Below are 15,316 nucleotides of genomic sequence, written 5' to 3' on the forward strand. Positions count from 1 at the left end.
TTGATGCTGAGGAGGTCAACTTCGGCGAGCAGGGCAAGGTTGCCACGCGACATAAACCGACGTCGTCGCGTCAAGATCGCGATCACTGGCAATCGCGCCGGGCTGATCGCCCTCCCGCGGGCCCGCATCCAAATCGCACCAGGCACGTTATCGATGCCACCATGAAGCAAGCACCTTCCAGCCGCATCAGCGGACTGATTTACCGCTTCGCCGACTTCCTGTCGGACTGGCGGGGGTTCGTCGCCACGTTTGTGGCTTTGATGGTGGGCATCGGGATTGGGGCCGCAGTGCAGTTCAATGAAGGCTTCATGTTCGCCTTCAATATCTTCCTGTCGGTCGCGGCTATCGTCATCAGCGGCGTTATTCTTGTCGCCGGCGCGCGCAGCGAGGCGGCCCTGCACGTCAAGCTCGACTACCTGATCGAACACTCGCCCGCCACCAACAAGGTCGTCGGGCTCGAGCACCTCGATGCGCGAGAGATCGAGGAAGAGCGAAAGCGCGTCGAGCGAGAAGCTGCGGAAGCGATCGACGAGGCGATGGAAGACGCTGGCCTGAAGCGACACTGACCGTCCCTATGCGTGGGCCACCGGCCAATCGAAGGATCCTCGGCAATGACTACACTCGCCACCTTTAACGTTAATGGCGTCAATGGACGGTTGCCGGTGCTGCTGAGGTGGCTGGCCGAAACCAAGAGGGATGTAGTGTGCCTGCAGGAGCTGAAGACTTCTGACGAGAAGTTCCCCGAAGCTGCCATCACGGAGGCGGGGTTCCACTCGATCTGGCACGGACAAAAATCCTACAACGGGGTCGCCATCCTGGCTCGCGGGACCGCGCCCATCGAACGCCGCCGCGGCTTGCCCGGAGATCCAGACGATGCTCACAGCCGTTATCTCGAGGCCCAGGTCGGTGATCTCATCGTCGGATGCCTTTACCTGCCCAATGGCAACCCCGCCCCCGGACCGAAATTCGAGTACAAGATGCGCTGGTTCGAACGCCTGCTCGACCATGCTCGGGCGCTGCTGGCGGCTGGCGCACCGAGCGTGCTTTGTGGCGACTTCAACGTGGTGCCAACGGACATCGATGCAGTCGTGCCTGGCCGATGGGTTTGGGACGCGGTGATGTTCCCGGAAGCGCGAACAGCTTATGCGAGGCTCCTCGAACAGGGCTGGATCGACGCTCTCAGGGTCATCCACCCTGACAAGGGCATCTACACTTACTGGAATTTTTCATACCGAGGCGGCTACGACCGAAGCTCGGGCCTGCGGATGGACCACGTGCTGATCAGCCCGTCATTGCGTGGCTCGCTCCGCGACGCCGGTGTCGACGTCGAGACACGCAGTTGGGACAAGCCCAGTGACCATGCGCCGGCTTGGATAGAACTTACCGCTTGAGCGATGGAGACAGGTCCGAAGCTGGCACAGCCGGAACGCCGCCGGCGTCGCAATCAGGTGCCTTGAATAGGCACCCCGAGCCCAACGCCGATGGCGGCAGCGGCGATCATCAGGAACAGGAATGTCGGAAAAAGCCCACCCATTGCCTCACCCTGTGAGAGATCGCGTGCCGAGCCAGGGCCGTCAACGAGGGGGTGACGGCACCGCTGTGGGGCGAAGTAGTTTGTCGCGGTGCCGTCGTGCCGGATGAGGGTTTGATCAACCGAGCAGCAGCGTCATAGCCTATATGGGTGACGGGCCACTGACGTTGCTTTCAGCGAAATTGCAGGTTCGACCAATGCGCGGTGATCACTGGATCATCGGGACGGCGGTCGTCGCCGGCAGGCTCGCCACTGCGTTTAAGGCGGCCGTCATCTCGTCATCCGGAAGGGTGCCGCAACGGCGGCCAGATTAATCCGATGAAAGCATTTCGGTGGTATCAGCGAGATGCGAGCCACAAGGGTGGGAACGTATGTGGTTTGTTTCCAGAAAGATCGGGCGTGCCACCAAGCAGCGTTCGGCTGCCTGTGTAGTAACCTACCGAATGCAGACTGGTATGGGCAGAATAGAGGTGAAATCCCAGGCGCAGGCTGCCGAACTGGTTCGAGAACTGCGTTTGGCCGGAGCTTCGGACATCGTCGTCTTTGATTCGGAGGAGCGGCAGACCACAATCGACGCGCGATCGAAGTGAACCGCTCGTCTGCCTGCCGGGCGCCGAATTGGCGCGCCGCGACTGACCTGGTTTCACTGACAGTCGTGAAATTTCGCGCGCGAGGCCCGAGGCCGCCGCTGCTCCAGCACGCTCGTCTGGGTGTTGCGATGTTGCATGGTGTCGTGGCTTTGCATGGTGGTTCTCCGTCGATTTGAAGCTCAGGCACCAAAATGAGTGCCAGTATCGGACACCAGGGCGGCAGCCGCAGCGAGCAATTCCTCATCGCTGAAGGGCTTCAGCATCACCGGCACGTTGGGGAAATGCTCGAACACCTCCTCGACGCTGGCTGCGGTACAAAGCCCGAACTCGTCTGAGGTCCTACTTCCTCGTCGTCTCCATCGATGTCATGGGGCTGGTGTTCCGCCCAGGCAGGGCTATCTAAGCACCGGCGTGCCACCAGAAAAAGCCGGGCTGCGGACGCGTAGCAGAGACTCCAGCGGCAAGGGCGTTATCACCTGTCCCCTGGCGGCGAGACTGCGGAGCAACCCGCGGCCCACAAGGGCTTTGCTCGCCTCCTCGCTCGAGGTCATCACCCAGCACCACTGGTGACCTTCCGGGTGCGGCGGTAGTACTGCGGCCTCATTGGCGACGATGAGCATTGGTGCGCGGCCTGGTGGCGGGCCGTCCAAGGTCGCACAAATAGCGAAGGGCACGAGTCGAGCGCGGCTCCCTATTCGGCATTCGGCTTGCCAGATTGCAGAAGGCGGTCGTGAACAAAGTCACGACCGCCTTTGCCGGCGCTTACTTCTTGTCGTCGTTCTTGTGGCTTTGCCGGCCGGCCTCGGCGTGCTGTTCGCGGGTCCCGCCTCGAGTGGCTCCCGACTTGTCGTTGCCGCTGTCGCTCTTGCTGGAGCTGGCGCTTTTTGCGCTGGCCGAGCCGGATTTGCCGGGCGATCCTGATGAGGTCGGCTTGTTTCCGGACGAGGACTTGCTGGTGCCGGAACTCGGTTGATTGGCCATTTATTGCTTCTCCTAAGAACATCCTTAGGCCGAAGCAACCTGCGCCAGTCGTGTTCGTTCCCGGCGAAATATTACGTCCAACATGTCATTTGATATTGACGGAGCGGCCAGGAGCGGGTTGGCGAAAGGGCCGTGGAACCATCCGTGCGAGACTGGATTGAGACGGAGCCTGGGTGGAAGTCTCCCTCAACCTCAGGCGACTGAGCGCCGGACCCGCTGCGCCTCCCGGCCGGGTCCGGCTCTTACCCCCAGCAGAGCAGCTTCGGCCGACCAGGGCGCGCAGGCGACGGCGGTCGTCACTTTACCAGTTTCAGGTGCTTGCGAGACCTTGCGGGTCCCTTGGGCCGGGGCGGGCGCTTATGGCCCGTCCAGTGGACACCGTCGGCTGAGGCGGTGGCAAACCCAACCATCGCTGCCGCTTCGATCTGGATGGGCGCGTCAAAGTTGTCGGGCAACGTCATGGAGCCGGCGCCGGCAATGAAACGCAGCCGGCCGGCGAAGCGCATATCAAGCATGATGTTGGTCCGATCCGATGATGCCCACGTCAGGGGCGGGAACGACGCACGCCGCAAAGGGTGCCGACGAGCATGACGCCAGCACCCCGGAGGTGCGGGCCAAACGGCGGGAAGCCGACGGGAGAACTGTACGCCCATGTCCCATTGTTACCAGCGATAAGTTTGGAAATATTTCGGTTGGAGCGAAACACTGCCGCTACCGCGATAGAACTGCCCATGCACTGCCATCAGTCATCGAACGACGGCGGCAACCTTTTGCACGGCCGCGCCATTGGGGATGTTCAACAGCAAGGATGACAAGATGCGACTTCACGCTCCCCCGCCCAAGAAACCCAAGGCCGCGTTTCGCGACGGCAGGGCCGTCGGCACCCGCGAAAGCGAGGTGCAGGTGCGCGCGGCTGGTCCTGAAGAGATGCGCGATCGCCCCAGGCGCCCGTGGACGCCGACCGATGAAGCCTCCGACGAGTCGTTCCCGGCCAGCGATCCGCCGGCCGCTAACCGCTTCGACTGAGCGCTCGCCCGGGAGGCACCGCTCCAAATAGCCCCCTGTCACCATCTGCACTCTCGCACGTTGCATCTGATGCGACAGTGCGCTCGCGAGGAGACCTCTGATGTCTATTGAGAATGACCTAGTTTTTTACAGCAGCGAAAACGGCGACCAGTGGCTGCTCGTCGGGGGGCATGACGGCTCCACGGTGCGCCACCAGCCCAACGCTTCGTCGGGCGGCAACTCTCGAGATATGCCGCTTGAGGAGTACCTGCCGCGCGAACAGAACACCCCGCAGGGGCAGGCATTGCGGACGCTGCTGCAGGCCCATGGCCACATCTGACGAACGGGCAGCGGCGCAATCCAGGCAGGTGCACGAGCTTGAGTTCAGGACCTGAAGATTGCTCCCAGGATGGGAGGGAGGCGGTCGCTATTGGGACCGCTGCCTTCTGTCTTTCGGTTTTGCCGCCTCAGTCGCACAGCAGCTTCGACAACATGGTGGCGTTCTTGATCGCGTAACCGTCGAAGTCGTTGTTGAAATAGATCCACACCCGCTTTGCCCCGACGGCGCGGATGCGCTGCGCCCAATCGAGCAGTTCCGCCTGGCTGTAGTCGTGGCGGTACCACCTCTCGACGCCGTGAAAGCGGACATAGATGTCATCGGCCGTCCTGATGACGGAGTCAGGCAGGCGGGGCGCGCTCGAGGAGCAGAAGATAGCGCCGGCCGCCTGGAATGCCTGATAGACGTCGTCGTTCCACCAGCTCGAATGGCGAAATTCCACGACGTTTCGGCGCGCTTTCTCCAGTTGCTGCAGGATGCTGTCGAGGCGCTCGCGGGAGTAGTGGTAGCTGGGTGGCAGCTGGAACAGCAGGCAGCCCATCAGCGGGCCGAGCAGATCGGCGATATGGCCGAAGTCCCGCACCAGTGTCTCAGTGTCCTCAAACTTCCTGATATGGGTTATGAGTTCCGATGCCTTGACGGTGTAGATCATCCGCAGGCCTTCGGCCTGTCTGCGCCAGGTCTCGACTGTCGCCAGCGTTGGCCAGGAGTAGAACGGTGCATTCAGTTCAACCGTGCCGAAGTGCTCGGCATAGTGGGCAAACCACTCCTTGGTCGGCATCTGGCTGGGATAGAAGCTGCCCTTGAGGTGCCAGTAGAACCAGCCTGAGCACCCGATATTCAACGCCGGCGGGGTTGCAACTTTCGGGACATGGCCGGTGGCTTCGGCACGCAGGCGCGCCTCGTGCATCTTTGCTGCCCGCACCAGCGTCATCTCCCGCTGCTTCAGGCGCTTTTCGGCTTTTCTGGCGCGGCGCTCGTCGGCACTTGTCGCCACGGACATGTCGACCTCGGTCAAGCGTCGCGTCGACGGCGGAAACGAACGGCGGTGATCGGCAGCGTGAGCATCGGTTTCTCCTTGGGGAAGAACCCAACCTCTCGCAACGCATTCAGTTGCAGTGAATTGCGCGCCGCACCTGGGCGACCAGTTCCGACCGCTCCAATCGGGTGCCGGGGAACCTCGATCAGCTGACCAAGTTGGGTCCCTCCCGAGGATATCGCCGCGCCATGAGCTGGTTACGAAACAACGGCCTGACTATCGTTCTTCTAGTGCTCACCACGCTTTCGCTGTGGGGGATGGCGCTGGCGGGGCTGCAAGTGGAGAACAGCAACCTGGCTGAGCACGGCGCTCCGACAACCGACCTGTGGTCGTACCTTGTCAGCGGCAGTTTTGTCTCGGCGGTGTTCGAAAACTGGGAGAGCGAGTTTCTCCAGATGTCGTTCTACGTCGTGCTTACCGCATTTCTGTTCCAGCGTGGGTCGTCGGAATCGAAAGATCCTCATGCCGAGGAGGAGGTCGATGAGAATCCGGCCGGCAAGCGGCGCGACAAGCGAGCGCCTTGGCCTGTCCGGGTCGGCGGGCTGTGGTTGTGGCTCTATTCCTACTCGCTCGGCATCGTGCTCGTGGCGCTGTTCCTCGTCTCGTTCGTCGCCCACTGGATGGGCAGCGCGGCAGCGGCAAATGCGGAAGCCGCCCTGCACGGGCAGGCTCGCGCTTCGCTGATCGAGCACCTGTTCAGCGCGCAACTGTGGTTCGAGTCTTTCCAGAACTGGCAGTCGGAGTTCCTGTCGACCGCAGTAATCGTCGTCCTCTCGATCTTTCTCCGCTTCCGCTATTCGCCGGAGTCCAAGCCGGTTGCCGCCCCGCACGGAAAGACGGGAAGTTGAATCCCACGCGGGACACGGCCCCTTGCAAGCAACTGACGATGCGCCCGCACGTTGCTCAATCTCAACGCCCGAGAGGTGACCGAATGAACACTGCCAACCTGCAGCTTGAAGGATTGGTCATGGCGATGGCGCTGATGCACCAGTTGCTGGTGAGCAAAGGCCTGGTCGGCACAGATGAGGTGGATCGGGTGCTCGCCATCGCAGAGGAAAGCGCCCTGGGCGACTATCGCGTTGCCGAAGATCTGACCCCGGCGAACCGCGACGCCATCGTCTTTCCGGTTCGCCTGCTGCGCCTCGCCAACAACATGGCCGGCGGGCGCGAGGTGCCGCCCTTCAGCGAGCTGGCGCGAATGGTTGGCGAGACCAAGCAGCCGTACAACGATCAGAGGTGACCTGGCCCACCGTTCACAAGGGTTCACCGCAAGGAGGCTCGGATGCCCCACATGCAGCATTACACTGAAGCCGAGCGGAGGCTTGGCCACCTGCCGGTCAACGCCGACGATATCGTCGTGATGGTATCGGACGTGCTCTACGACTACCTGCCGCCCGAGGGCGGCATCAGTCGCAAGGAAGCGATCGACCGGCTGCTCGAGATCATCGAAAGCCCACTGGCGCTCGAAATCTACGAGCGGGAAATGCAACGACGTAACCCCCGCGACGTCGACCGCTGGCATTGATGGCGGTTTACACGACGCAGCTCGATCTCGCCGCCGCAGCTGCCCTCGGGCGGGCGGTACCAACTCAACAAACCAGGTGACCAAATGACCATCTATCGGCTCGTACCGTCAGCGCCGCCGGAGGATGCCGGTTGGCAGCTTGCCCTCAACCACGGAGAAGTCGTGGTGCGCGCGCATTCCAGCGGCGAGGCTCGCGCCGTTGCGGCGCTGGAGGAAGCCAGCATCAGGGCGCATGGCGTTCCGCCTACCACGACGCAGGTGGTCGCCAGCGCCTTCCGCAATGAGAAGCTCTACACCGTCAGGCAGGATGACAGCGGCGCCTTCGAAGATGCAGGCCCGGTCCGGGTGCTTCGTGGCGAATTCCTGTTTCCGCTCGACTATGACGGGCTGAAGATCGACTGAGCTCCGCGGGGGCGCCGACAACGCCGCCCTTCGGACCGGGTTGGGAGCTGCGGCCGCCCCCCAACCGACCTGTCGCCGGTGCAGCATTGCACCGTCGGCTTTGCCCCGCTTATGGCGACGGAGCTGCCGGGACAATCTCCCCCATCGGACCGGCAGGTCCCATCGGGCCTGGGTCACCCTTGGCGCCAGCGGGGCCCGCATCACCTTTTGGACCAGGAAGACCTGGGTCCCCCTTGGGCCCGGCCGGTCCAACCGGGCCGGCATCACCTTTCGGACCAATGGGACCAGCGTCGCCTTTCGGACCTGCAGGCCCGGTCGGACCGGTATTGCCTTTGGGGCCGACTGGTCCGGAATCTCCCTTGGGTCCGGCAGGACCAACAGGTCCCGTGCTGCCTGCGGGCCCGACCGGGCCCGCCTCGCCAACAGGCCCGGCCGGCCCCGGCGCACCGGCGTCACCCTTGGCCCCCGCGGGTCCCGTATCACCCTTTGGCCCAGCGGGGCCGGGGATCAACTGCACTGCATCGATCTGCGACGAGCGGGCACCGCCGAAGGCGTCCACAATGGTGCCACCGGTCATGCTATTCCAGATCAGCAGCAGGACGAAGAAGATCGCTGCTCCGACAAACCCCGGCAGTACCCTGCCAATCCACCACTCGCTGTTCATTGATATCCTCCCGTTTGGCTGGAGCCTGTCACGACGCGGCCGACATTGCATCTCAGTTTGTTAATCGATGACCCGGCGCTCTGAAGCTGGCAGAGGCCATCCCGTTCCCCGATGCGAACAGGTGCCGAGCGGCGACGATGCAGCGGCGCACGAGAGCGCATGACGCCCCCGCATCAGGCAGCCTTCGGAACTGGTGCAGAGCGAGCAAGTTAGCTCTCAGGTATCACGGAGCCGGGTTGTCAGATGGCAAGCAAAAGGGTGTTCCTCCTGGAACGCGATCGCGTCGAAGCCGGGGCGGTTGCATCGCTCATCGAACAGTGCGGCCACCAGGTCGCAGGCGTCGCCCATGGCCTTGAGGACGCAGTAAAGCTGAAACCCGAGGCCCTGGATTTCGCACTGCTCGAGCGTGACCTGGGCGACGGTACCGACGCAACGCCGATCGCCGAAATGCTCTCGGCGGCAGGGGTGCGCTTTGCCTTCATCATCCGATCGGGCGATCGCATCGACCCGGTCCTGTTTCCGGGCGCTGCCTTCCTGCGCAAGCCGTTGACCGCTCTGAGCATCGAGGCCGTGCTGGAGGCTCCCGATACGGAACTGCCGGATCGTTGGTCCGAGCGCGACGTGGAAGCGACCCGCCAGGAGGAAATAGACCAGATCAAGTCAAAGCTGCAGCAGACCGCCATGCGAGCCGGGCCGCTCCCTGTTGCACCAGGCGAGACCGATTGATGTCTGCTACGCTTACCTTCGACCAACGCCTGCTGGTGCCGCATTTTGCGAGGCGCCATCACCTGTCGATGGCCGAGGCACGGCGCGCACTGATGGAACTCGGGCCCGCTGACGCGGAGGCTCTTGCCGCCGGCAAGGTGCTGAGGAGCTACCTCGACGGCCACCGGACCCCGGACGAGTTGCTGCCCAACAAGATGGAGCAGGGATAGAAGGGTCCTTCTGGATCGGCCTGGCGGCTGATCGTCCTACCTCCAGCCGAGCAGCAATGCGATCGGCGTCAGGATCGCTGCCGCGACCAGAATCCAGAACAGCAGCTTCATCACCACATCACGACTCTTCCCCAACCGGCGGCGCTGTCGCCAATTCCTTCAGTTGGGCGCGTGCCTTGCGTATGTCGCTTTGGATACGGACCAGCCGTTTCATGAAATCCTTCTGCAACTCGCCGGAGAACTCCAGCTCTTCCAGCACCTGGGTGCACATTTCCAGTTGCTGGGTGGAAAGTTCCACGAGGCCCTGAACGGTAGCGAGGGTCTCTTCGGCGCGCTCGGGTGGGATCGTGATCGCTTTGAGCATGGATAGTCCCTGAAGAGAGCGGGCCGGGGCACCGAAGCTCCGACCCGAGAAGGTGACGCCTGACCTAGTTCAGCTTGTCGAGATACGCGCAGGTCTCGCGGGTCTGCCGGTCCGTTCCGTAGTCGAAGATGGCCTGCCGATCGTTGGGCCCGTCACGCCGCTCGGCTTCGCTGCGCGGCAGCACCCTGGCGCGTTCCACATTTGCGTCGGCGCCGGCCTCAACATCTGCTCGGTCAAAGAAGGTGACGAGGCAGACCAGCTCCCCGCGCGGTCCTCCGCCTCCGGCTCCGCCACCACTGCCGCCGCCGAAGCCGCCACCGCCGATGATGATGCTGAAGCTGATGTCGGGACGCATCCGGCGGCTGGAGGGGTAATCGTCCGCGAATTCGTTGGAGACGAGATAGCGGGCTGATACCCAGCCATCGGGGCCCGGGTGCGTGATGTAGCACCAGCCGCTGGAGCGGCAGCGCTGCACGTTGACGTTTTCCCCGCGCGCCAGCCGATCGACGACGCGATAGGAGGTGCCGGGGCCGGAGCGGACGTTGACCGAGCCGACGGCCTCGGCGGCGCTGGCGGCAGGGACCGCCGCGAAGGCGGTCAGCAGTAAGAGTCCAGAGAGCAGAAGCGGTTTCATGTTCTATCCTTTTCGTTGTTCTGCTGCAGTCGACAGCGGCCGGCCCCATCACCCGATGAGTTCCAACTGCCGCCAGTGACGTGCTCTCGCGAGCATTGGCGGGGCCTTGCCCGCTATCCCTGTGTTGCGACGCGGGCCTCAGCCGGTCGGAGCAGCCTGGAATAGACCCAGCCGACGCGGCCGTTGCCGGCGTCGATCAGCACCCAGCCGCGCTCCTCACGGGTGACGGTCACCAGCGAGCCGCCCTTGAGGGCAAACACTTGTGGCGTGCTCTTGTGCGGACCGCTGCGAACCCGGAGCGATTGCACCGCCACCGTATGGGTCACAGGCTGGGCCGCATGCCTCGCTTGCAGGGCCTCAGCGGGATCGCCGCGTACCACCACGGGCACTGACCGAGCGACATCGAGCGCCTCGGCATCGGCTGCCGCGAGCGCCGCGACATAGCTTGGTTTCAGGTCGGATTTGATTGGAGCCGCCTGCGCGACCTCGGCAATCTTGTTCAGGGTGAAGCTCGCGCCGGCATAGGTCACCGCGCCGGAAAGCAGAGCAACGCTGCCCAGCATGAGGGCAGGCAGAATGAAGCGGGCCATTTACAGCTCCATGTTCTTGGGCGCGACGTTGCGCACCTTTTTCCACCCCTCAAGCCTAGCACCCAGTGCCTGATACCCCCCTGATCCCGAAAGTCAGCGTTTTTGCCGAAACCGATCGCTTGGTTTCAGCTCGCTGCAGCAGCCGATGTCTATGACAGGCTAAGAAAAAAGCCCCGTCTCACGCGGTGAGAACGGGGCTATGGGCCGGCTTCGCGTTCTTGGGGGCGCTTTTACCTAGGCCTGGAAAGAAGGGGGCAGGGACTTTGGTCCGCCCCAACAGGGCTAACCGAAAAAGCTGTAAGCCGCGAAGAAGACCGAGATCGAGCAGGCGTAGAGGGTCAATAAACTGATCGCGCGCATTCGCGGGCTCCATGGCGTTGCGGGGGGCGTGCGTCGGCGAAGCTCGCCGACGCACAGCGAGAGTATCGGCTAGGCGGCGCGGCGGCCGCGAATGGCCCGCCAGATCGCAATCAGCAGGCAGGCGCCGACGACGGCGACAATCAGCTGGCCGACGATGCCACCCATGGTGGCCCCGAACACCAGCATCAGGATGAAGTTGCCGACCACTGCGCCGACAATGCCCATGACGATGTTCATGAGCAGGCCCTGGTTCGAGCCCATCATCTTTTCAGCGATCCACCCGGCAAGTGCGCCGATGATGATCGCCATGATCCATCCAATGCCTTCCATGATCCTCTCCTTACTGTCCGTCCGGCACGACATCGACCTTCACCGCCGGCACGTCGACATCCACCGGGCGGGAGCCGCCATTGCCGTTGAAGAAGACGAAGTAAGCGACGATCACCACGAGAGCGACGATCAGGATACCGGCGATGACTCCGCCGCTGCCACCGCCGCCGGTGACGATTGTTTCGCGATCAGCCATTCTGGAAACTCCTCAAAAATGGACTGCTCAATGAACGTCGTCCATTTGCCTTCAGTTCCAAAAAGATGAATAATTTAAATAGCTTACAGGACGCTGATACTGCGTGTCAGCAGTTTTGCAGGAAGCGGCCTGCGGAAAGGACAATTCACCTGAAGGACAAGAGCAGGTTATCAAGCGCCGCGAGGTAGTCGATGATGGCCGGCGTATCGCGAATGTCGTCCATCTCGAGGATGAAGGCCTGACGCGCCATTTCGATCTCTACCTTCAAGGCTTTCGATTGCAGGTTGCTCACCTGCAGCGCCTCCGGCAATTGGCGCCGGGAATTCTGCAGGGCTCGCAAATGCAGCAGCTTGTTCCGCCAGCGCTGCAACTCGGCGAGATACGGCGCTACGCGCTCCCGGGCGAGCTTGCGGCGAGCAATGGCGGGATTGGAAGCGCGGCGTCGCGGCGATTGTTCTTGATACATAGCGAGGCTCCAGTTTGCCGCCTCAAACTTCAGCGGTCCCAAGGGGTTCCGTTGGCTTCCAGTCGGGGGTCGGTGCAGTTTGTTCGCCCTTGTTGGGGGGCCTGAATGCCTCGAGGATAGCGCAGGCGGTGTCGAGGCTGATGCCGTGCCGGGCCGCGAACTCCTCGGCCACGGGGAGTGGGTCTTTGCGGTGCTTTTTGGTTCGTTTGCTCATCGTACTGCGAGGGTCTGATGCGGCGAGCTCCAGGGCTACCGCCAGTAGCTCAATCCTCGGCATTGCGTGGACGCTGCTTGGGGCTGCCGTCGTGAACGGCGTCGTTGGGGCCGAAGTCCCTTTCGGGCGGATGGGCCCCGCCGGGGCGCTTCTGCCGGTCGTAGCGTTCTTCGTTGGCAGGGTGAGGGTCGCTGACGTCGTTCGTGGCAGACGTTCCTTCGCCGGTCGGCAAACCGTCTCGAGTGGAATCTTGCGGCATTTGAACCTCCTTGATGGAGAGCAAACTTCGCGCGGCCCGCGTCGTTCCCTATCGCGCGGCGGCTTTCGCGCATCCAAATCGCCTCGGCCACGTTGTGGCTGCCAACATGAAGCCAACTCACAAATCCAGCCGCGTCAGCGGCCTGATCTACCGCCTCGCCGACTTCCTGTCGGATTGGCGCGGCTTCATCGCCACCTTCATCGCCCTCATGGCTGGGATCGGCATCGGCGCTGCATTGCAGTTCAACGAAGGCTTCATGTTCGGCTTCAACATCTTCCTGTCGATTGCAGCCATAGTGATCAGCGGCGTGATCCTCGTTGCCGGTGCGCGCAGCGAGGCAGCGCTGCACGTCAAGCTCGACTATCTGATCGAGCACTCCGAGGCGACCAACAAGGTGGTGGGACTGGAGCATCTCGACGCGCGCGAGATCGAAGAGGAGCGCAAGCGTGTCGAAGCGGAGGCCGCGGAAGCACTCCATTCATCTAGCGAAGTTCCTGGCTGATCTGGTCGGCGAGCCGCTGCAGCGCCATCCGTACGTCCCGAAGCGCGCCGCCAAGCTGGTGACCCGCAGTAGTGCTGTCAAAGAGCAGCGTGGTGGACTGCACCTCCTCAAGCAGCTTGCTGAGTTCGATGGTGGCGTTGAGCCGATCGTCGGCGGTGGAAGCGGCGGCGTGCTTGCGCGAGCGAAGCAGGGAAAGTCGATGCTGCCAGGCGGACAGGTCGCGCGTAAATGGCTCAACCAGTTTCCGCTCTGCCCGTCGCCGCACGACCCCATCAGGAGATCGGCGCGTCTCAGGCATGGGCATTGCCCTCGAGGTTTCTCATCGGCAGCAGTGTTTCCGTGCGGCCGCGCCAGCGCTGGAGACAGGTTGTGGTCAGGCCTCGATTGCGGGCAGGGTCTTTCCCGAACCCGCAAGGATGGGGAACATCGGACGTAGCGGCGGCGCCGGCGTGCTGGTCCAACCGCTTGCTATCGAGCTTTCCGTCGAACCACCGGCTGCCCGAGGCGGACGGCCGAGGGATAGAGTCGTCATACATTTCTGTTGATCATCGCCTCGTTGTGATGTCGTGCACATCGACCGGATGCTCGTGCTTCAGGCGCGGAAGCCATGGCCGAGTGATCGTTGCCGCGGGTTTTGCCGCCCCGCTCCGGCGCCTGCATTTCACTTTGTTATTGCAAGCCGCTCAGTTGCTGACGAAACCGCCCACCGAGTCTCAATTGGCTCACGTGGGTGTCATCATGGCTGAAAACCCGACCGGCATGCCGGCGTGATCTTCATGCTCAGCGCTGCGTTCGCCCATCGATGGTCTCCGCCCGTCCTAAGACGTCGGTCGACGTCGTTGGGGGATCCGAGTTCCGGGTCCTCGTAGGGCGAGCGGTCGACCATCGGGCGACAGAAGCGCGTGCATATCGCGAGCCGGGGCGTCGCATGGCGCGAGGTTTGTGTCTTTAGGGGAGAAAGCGGCGGCACCGCGTGGGGCGGAGATGAACTAATGCGGTGCCGCCAATCGGGCGAGGGTTAAGGCCCGAGCAGCAGGACGTTAGCAGGCAAGCGCTGATACCCGCCTGACGAGCATCTCAGGGAAATTGCAGGCAATCGGCGAAGCCGGTCATCTGAGGCGAACAGCAAAAAGCCCCCCGAGAAATCGGGGGGCTCCGAACGTCACGAATGACGCGGTCAATTAGAAGTGGAAGTTCACGCCGGCAGTGATGCTGTGCGAGGTGATGGTCGAATCCGAAACGAGCGGGGTAGGGAGAAGCTCATAGTCCGCCGCGCCGAAGTCGCTGTAGCGGTATTCTGCCTTGACCGACACGTTTTCGGAAACCATGGCTTCAGCGCCGACGCCGACAGTCCAACCAATGTGGGTCTGCGTGTCGTCGGCGAATCCGAAGATCTCGGTGGTCGAGTTCGCCACAGCGACACCTGCAGTCGCATACAGCAGAATTGCGTCAAGCGAAACGCCGGCGCGAGCACGCAGCGAAGCTTCCCAGTTGATCTGGCGCTCGATGAAGCCGGTTTCGTCAAGGTCGCTCGTCACGTCGCCAAGCGAGACGTCGCCTTCGAGACCGAGGACGAAGGTGTCCATCTGCCAATTGTAGCCCGCCTGGGCGCCGAGCAGCCAGCCGTCGATACCGTAGCTGCCCTCGTCGGTCGGGGGAACCAGCTCCCAGTCGACGTTGCCAGAAACCCAACCGAGGTGCCCGCCGACGTAAGCGCCGGTCCAGTCGCCAACCACTGCGAGGTCTGCGGCCGGAGCGTCTTCAATGATGAGGTCTGCCGCATTTGCGGCACAGGCGGCGCCGATCAGCAGAACGCTGGAGAGCGCGATAGTCTTGGTCCACATAGATAAACTCCCAAAAACAATGGTGGATCGCATATGTGCCAAATCGTACGAAGTCTAATCAATTGTGTCGTGATCCTGCCGCAACTGTGACGAGTTGTTGCGATGTCGCCACATTGAATGCAGTCAGGACAGGCCAAACCAGCGTGCGACACACCTCAGCGGGGCGCTGAGTCTTGGAGACGGGTGCACCATCACCTCGAGACGAAACTTGCGTCGACCAGCTGTCGTATCTAGTTGGCAACCTTGGTTGCCGGCGGGGTCGCACCTGCGTCCACGGCCCCCGCGATCCCGCCGTCAAGCAATCCATCGCCTGGTGGCTTGCTTGGCTTGCAGGATGCGGACGTATACCACGGAACTGCGTCTGGCGGCCTCGGATATCGCAAGTCTTTGATGCGGAGGGAAGGCAGATCGCTGTCGCCGCGGACTGGGAATAAACCGCCCATCGGGGGTGCAGAAGGATAGCGCTGCGATCCGCGCGGTGTCTCGGAGAGCCCATCTGGTCGCCGCCTTTGCTCGTCTTCTTCGGTTAGCCTGTCCCGCTTCCGGTT

General features: G+C 62.8%; 25 protein-coding genes. 14 read left to right on the forward strand and 11 right to left on the reverse strand.

From position 1 onward, the window contains the following. The first annotated feature begins 161 nt into the window (after positions 1-161). From AC1ROK_RS15860 to AC1ROK_RS15875, 4 genes are all read left to right on the forward strand, one after another. Positions 162-566, forward strand: a complete 405-nt coding sequence (locus AC1ROK_RS15860) for a low affinity iron permease family protein (RefSeq protein ID WP_492848568.1) — start codon at positions 162-164, stop codon at positions 564-566. Positions 567-611: 45 nt separating this feature from the next. Beyond that, entirely contained in the window at positions 612-1,391 is a 780-nt protein-coding gene (xth, locus tag AC1ROK_RS15865) for an exodeoxyribonuclease III (RefSeq protein WP_492848570.1), read from the forward strand. A 511-nt stretch (positions 1,392-1,902) separates the two neighbouring features. Next, complete coding sequence (locus tag AC1ROK_RS15870) at positions 1,903-2,121, forward strand: hypothetical protein (protein WP_492848572.1); 219 nt, start codon at positions 1,903-1,905, stop codon at positions 2,119-2,121. A gap of 730 nt (positions 2,122-2,851) precedes the next feature. Then, the gene (locus AC1ROK_RS15875) at positions 2,852-3,094 is read left to right on the forward strand and encodes a hypothetical protein (RefSeq protein ID WP_492848573.1); all 243 of its coding nucleotides are present in this window, start codon (positions 2,852-2,854) and stop codon (positions 3,092-3,094) included. A 304-nt stretch (positions 3,095-3,398) separates the two neighbouring features. Here AC1ROK_RS15875 and AC1ROK_RS15880 read toward each other — a convergent pair whose 3' ends face one another. Continuing rightward, a complete protein-coding gene (locus tag AC1ROK_RS15880; protein WP_492848575.1) occupies positions 3,399-3,617 on the reverse strand; it encodes a hypothetical protein in 219 nt (72 codons plus the stop codon). Positions 3,618-3,918: 301 nt separating this feature from the next. Here AC1ROK_RS15880 and AC1ROK_RS15885 point away from each other — a divergent pair, with 301 nt between their 5' ends. Together AC1ROK_RS15885 and AC1ROK_RS15890 are read left to right on the forward strand one after the other, a co-directional pair. After that, positions 3,919-4,128, forward strand: a complete 210-nt coding sequence (locus tag AC1ROK_RS15885; RefSeq protein ID WP_492848577.1) for a hypothetical protein — start codon at positions 3,919-3,921, stop codon at positions 4,126-4,128. A 100-nt stretch (positions 4,129-4,228) separates the two neighbouring features. After that, positions 4,229-4,447: a hypothetical protein gene (locus AC1ROK_RS15890; protein WP_492848579.1), complete on the forward strand. Its 219-nt coding sequence runs from the start codon at positions 4,229-4,231 to the stop codon at positions 4,445-4,447. 127 nt (positions 4,448-4,574) lie between these two features. Here the strand turns inward: AC1ROK_RS15890 and AC1ROK_RS15895 are convergent, their stop codons facing one another. After that, on the reverse strand, positions 4,575-5,462 hold the full coding sequence (locus tag AC1ROK_RS15895; RefSeq protein ID WP_492848580.1) for a DUF72 domain-containing protein: 888 nt from the start codon (positions 5,460-5,462) through the stop codon (positions 4,575-4,577). A gap of 209 nt (positions 5,463-5,671) precedes the next feature. Here AC1ROK_RS15895 and AC1ROK_RS15900 point away from each other — a divergent pair, with 209 nt between their 5' ends. The 6 genes from AC1ROK_RS15900 (at position 5,672) to AC1ROK_RS15925 (ending at position 9,009) form a co-directional block, all read left to right on the forward strand. Next, positions 5,672-6,331, forward strand: a complete 660-nt coding sequence (locus AC1ROK_RS15900; RefSeq protein WP_492848582.1) for a DUF6766 family protein — start codon at positions 5,672-5,674, stop codon at positions 6,329-6,331. A gap of 83 nt (positions 6,332-6,414) precedes the next feature. Continuing rightward, positions 6,415-6,723: a hypothetical protein gene (locus AC1ROK_RS15905; RefSeq protein ID WP_492848584.1), complete on the forward strand. Its 309-nt coding sequence runs from the start codon at positions 6,415-6,417 to the stop codon at positions 6,721-6,723. Between the two features lie 42 nt (positions 6,724-6,765). Further along, entirely contained in the window at positions 6,766-7,008 is a 243-nt protein-coding gene (locus AC1ROK_RS15910; protein WP_492848586.1) for a hypothetical protein, read from the forward strand. Between the two features lie 84 nt (positions 7,009-7,092). After that, positions 7,093-7,410, forward strand: coding sequence for a hypothetical protein (locus tag AC1ROK_RS15915; protein ID WP_492848588.1), 318 nt, complete (start codon positions 7,093-7,095; stop codon positions 7,408-7,410). Positions 7,411-8,317: 907 nt separating this feature from the next. Further along, positions 8,318-8,800: a response regulator gene (locus AC1ROK_RS15920; protein WP_492848589.1), complete on the forward strand. Its 483-nt coding sequence runs from the start codon at positions 8,318-8,320 to the stop codon at positions 8,798-8,800. Further along, complete coding sequence (locus tag AC1ROK_RS15925; protein WP_492848592.1) at positions 8,800-9,009, forward strand: hypothetical protein; 210 nt, start codon at positions 8,800-8,802, stop codon at positions 9,007-9,009. Before AC1ROK_RS15920 ends, AC1ROK_RS15925 begins: the two co-directional genes overlap by 1 nt. Positions 9,010-9,127: 118 nt before the next feature. Here the strand turns inward: AC1ROK_RS15925 and AC1ROK_RS15930 are convergent, their stop codons facing one another. The 7 genes from AC1ROK_RS15930 to AC1ROK_RS15960 all read right to left on the reverse strand — a co-directional run bounded on the left by AC1ROK_RS15930 (position 9,128) and on the right by AC1ROK_RS15960 (position 12,422). After that, positions 9,128-9,373, reverse strand: coding sequence for a hypothetical protein (locus tag AC1ROK_RS15930; protein ID WP_492848594.1), 246 nt, complete (start codon positions 9,371-9,373; stop codon positions 9,128-9,130). Between the two features lie 64 nt (positions 9,374-9,437). After that, positions 9,438-10,007 carry an SH3 domain-containing protein gene (locus AC1ROK_RS15935; RefSeq protein WP_492848597.1) on the reverse strand — a complete coding sequence of 190 codons (570 nt, stop codon included), beginning with the start codon at positions 10,005-10,007 and terminating at the stop codon, positions 9,438-9,440. A 113-nt stretch (positions 10,008-10,120) separates the two neighbouring features. Beyond that, a complete protein-coding gene (locus AC1ROK_RS15940) occupies positions 10,121-10,597 on the reverse strand; it encodes an SH3 domain-containing protein (protein WP_492848599.1) in 477 nt (158 codons plus the stop codon). 429 nt (positions 10,598-11,026) lie between these two features. After that, the gene (locus tag AC1ROK_RS15945; protein WP_492848601.1) at positions 11,027-11,287 is read right to left on the reverse strand and encodes a GlsB/YeaQ/YmgE family stress response membrane protein; all 261 of its coding nucleotides are present in this window, start codon (positions 11,285-11,287) and stop codon (positions 11,027-11,029) included. 10 nt (positions 11,288-11,297) lie between these two features. Continuing rightward, positions 11,298-11,483, reverse strand: a complete 186-nt coding sequence (locus AC1ROK_RS15950) for a hypothetical protein (protein ID WP_492848603.1) — start codon at positions 11,481-11,483, stop codon at positions 11,298-11,300. A gap of 145 nt (positions 11,484-11,628) precedes the next feature. Further along, complete coding sequence (locus tag AC1ROK_RS15955) at positions 11,629-11,991, reverse strand: hypothetical protein (protein ID WP_492848606.1); 363 nt, start codon at positions 11,989-11,991, stop codon at positions 11,629-11,631. Positions 11,992-12,212: 221 nt separating this feature from the next. Next, entirely contained in the window at positions 12,213-12,422 is a 210-nt protein-coding gene (locus AC1ROK_RS15960; RefSeq protein WP_492848608.1) for a hypothetical protein, read from the reverse strand. A 106-nt stretch (positions 12,423-12,528) separates the two neighbouring features. Here AC1ROK_RS15960 and AC1ROK_RS15965 point away from each other — a divergent pair, with 106 nt between their 5' ends. Continuing rightward, complete coding sequence (locus AC1ROK_RS15965; protein ID WP_492848610.1) at positions 12,529-12,924, forward strand: low affinity iron permease family protein; 396 nt, start codon at positions 12,529-12,531, stop codon at positions 12,922-12,924. On the opposite strand, the gene AC1ROK_RS15970 is transcribed toward AC1ROK_RS15965, so the two are convergent. Beyond that, the gene (locus tag AC1ROK_RS15970) at positions 12,905-13,222 is read right to left on the reverse strand and encodes a hypothetical protein (RefSeq protein WP_492848612.1); all 318 of its coding nucleotides are present in this window, start codon (positions 13,220-13,222) and stop codon (positions 12,905-12,907) included. The two genes, AC1ROK_RS15965 and AC1ROK_RS15970, sit on opposite strands and share 20 nt — an antisense overlap. A gap of 317 nt (positions 13,223-13,539) precedes the next feature. Here AC1ROK_RS15970 and AC1ROK_RS15975 point away from each other — a divergent pair, with 317 nt between their 5' ends. Beyond that, entirely contained in the window at positions 13,540-13,695 is a 156-nt protein-coding gene (locus tag AC1ROK_RS15975; RefSeq protein WP_492848614.1) for a hypothetical protein, read from the forward strand. 410 nt (positions 13,696-14,105) lie between these two features. On the opposite strand, the gene AC1ROK_RS15980 is transcribed toward AC1ROK_RS15975, so the two are convergent. Next, positions 14,106-14,768 (reverse strand): outer membrane protein, encoded by a 663-nt coding sequence (locus AC1ROK_RS15980; protein ID WP_492848616.1) that lies wholly within the window; start codon positions 14,766-14,768, stop codon positions 14,106-14,108. Between the last annotated feature and the right edge of the window lie 548 nt (positions 14,769-15,316).

Source organism: Devosia sp. GW821-FHT12F11 (assembly GCF_058806655.1).

Bases quoted from the DNA above. Each gene is read 5' to 3' on its own strand.
- AC1ROK_RS15860 (WP_492848568.1), top strand. From the start codon at position 162: ATGAAGCAAGCACCTTCCAGCCGCATCAGCGGACTGATTTACCGCTTC.
- xth (WP_492848570.1), top strand. From the start codon at position 612: ATGACTACACTCGCCACCTTTAACGTTAATGGCGTCAATGGACGGTTG.
- AC1ROK_RS15870 (WP_492848572.1), top strand. From the start codon at position 1,903: ATGTGGTTTGTTTCCAGAAAGATCGGGCGTGCCACCAAGCAGCGTTCG.
- AC1ROK_RS15880 (WP_492848575.1), bottom strand. From the start codon at position 3,617: ATGCTTGATATGCGCTTCGCCGGCCGGCTGCGTTTCATTGCCGGCGCC.
- AC1ROK_RS15885 (WP_492848577.1), top strand. From the start codon at position 3,919: ATGCGACTTCACGCTCCCCCGCCCAAGAAACCCAAGGCCGCGTTTCGC.
- AC1ROK_RS15890 (WP_492848579.1), top strand. From the start codon at position 4,229: ATGTCTATTGAGAATGACCTAGTTTTTTACAGCAGCGAAAACGGCGAC.
- AC1ROK_RS15900 (WP_492848582.1), top strand. From the start codon at position 5,672: ATGAGCTGGTTACGAAACAACGGCCTGACTATCGTTCTTCTAGTGCTC.
- AC1ROK_RS15905 (WP_492848584.1), top strand. From the start codon at position 6,415: ATGAACACTGCCAACCTGCAGCTTGAAGGATTGGTCATGGCGATGGCG.
- AC1ROK_RS15910 (WP_492848586.1), top strand. From the start codon at position 6,766: ATGCCCCACATGCAGCATTACACTGAAGCCGAGCGGAGGCTTGGCCAC.
- AC1ROK_RS15915 (WP_492848588.1), top strand. From the start codon at position 7,093: ATGACCATCTATCGGCTCGTACCGTCAGCGCCGCCGGAGGATGCCGGT.
- AC1ROK_RS15920 (WP_492848589.1), top strand. From the start codon at position 8,318: ATGGCAAGCAAAAGGGTGTTCCTCCTGGAACGCGATCGCGTCGAAGCC.
- AC1ROK_RS15925 (WP_492848592.1), top strand. From the start codon at position 8,800: ATGTCTGCTACGCTTACCTTCGACCAACGCCTGCTGGTGCCGCATTTT.
- AC1ROK_RS15930 (WP_492848594.1), bottom strand. From the start codon at position 9,373: ATGCTCAAAGCGATCACGATCCCACCCGAGCGCGCCGAAGAGACCCTC.
- AC1ROK_RS15935 (WP_492848597.1), bottom strand. From the start codon at position 10,007: ATGAAACCGCTTCTGCTCTCTGGACTCTTACTGCTGACCGCCTTCGCG.
- AC1ROK_RS15940 (WP_492848599.1), bottom strand. From the start codon at position 10,597: ATGGCCCGCTTCATTCTGCCTGCCCTCATGCTGGGCAGCGTTGCTCTG.
- AC1ROK_RS15945 (WP_492848601.1), bottom strand. From the start codon at position 11,287: ATGGAAGGCATTGGATGGATCATGGCGATCATCATCGGCGCACTTGCC.
- AC1ROK_RS15950 (WP_492848603.1), bottom strand. From the start codon at position 11,483: ATGGCTGATCGCGAAACAATCGTCACCGGCGGCGGTGGCAGCGGCGGA.
- AC1ROK_RS15960 (WP_492848608.1), bottom strand. From the start codon at position 12,422: ATGCCGCAAGATTCCACTCGAGACGGTTTGCCGACCGGCGAAGGAACG.
- AC1ROK_RS15965 (WP_492848610.1), top strand. From the start codon at position 12,529: ATGAAGCCAACTCACAAATCCAGCCGCGTCAGCGGCCTGATCTACCGC.
- AC1ROK_RS15970 (WP_492848612.1), bottom strand. From the start codon at position 13,222: ATGCCTGAGACGCGCCGATCTCCTGATGGGGTCGTGCGGCGACGGGCA.
- AC1ROK_RS15980 (WP_492848616.1), bottom strand. From the start codon at position 14,768: ATGTGGACCAAGACTATCGCGCTCTCCAGCGTTCTGCTGATCGGCGCC.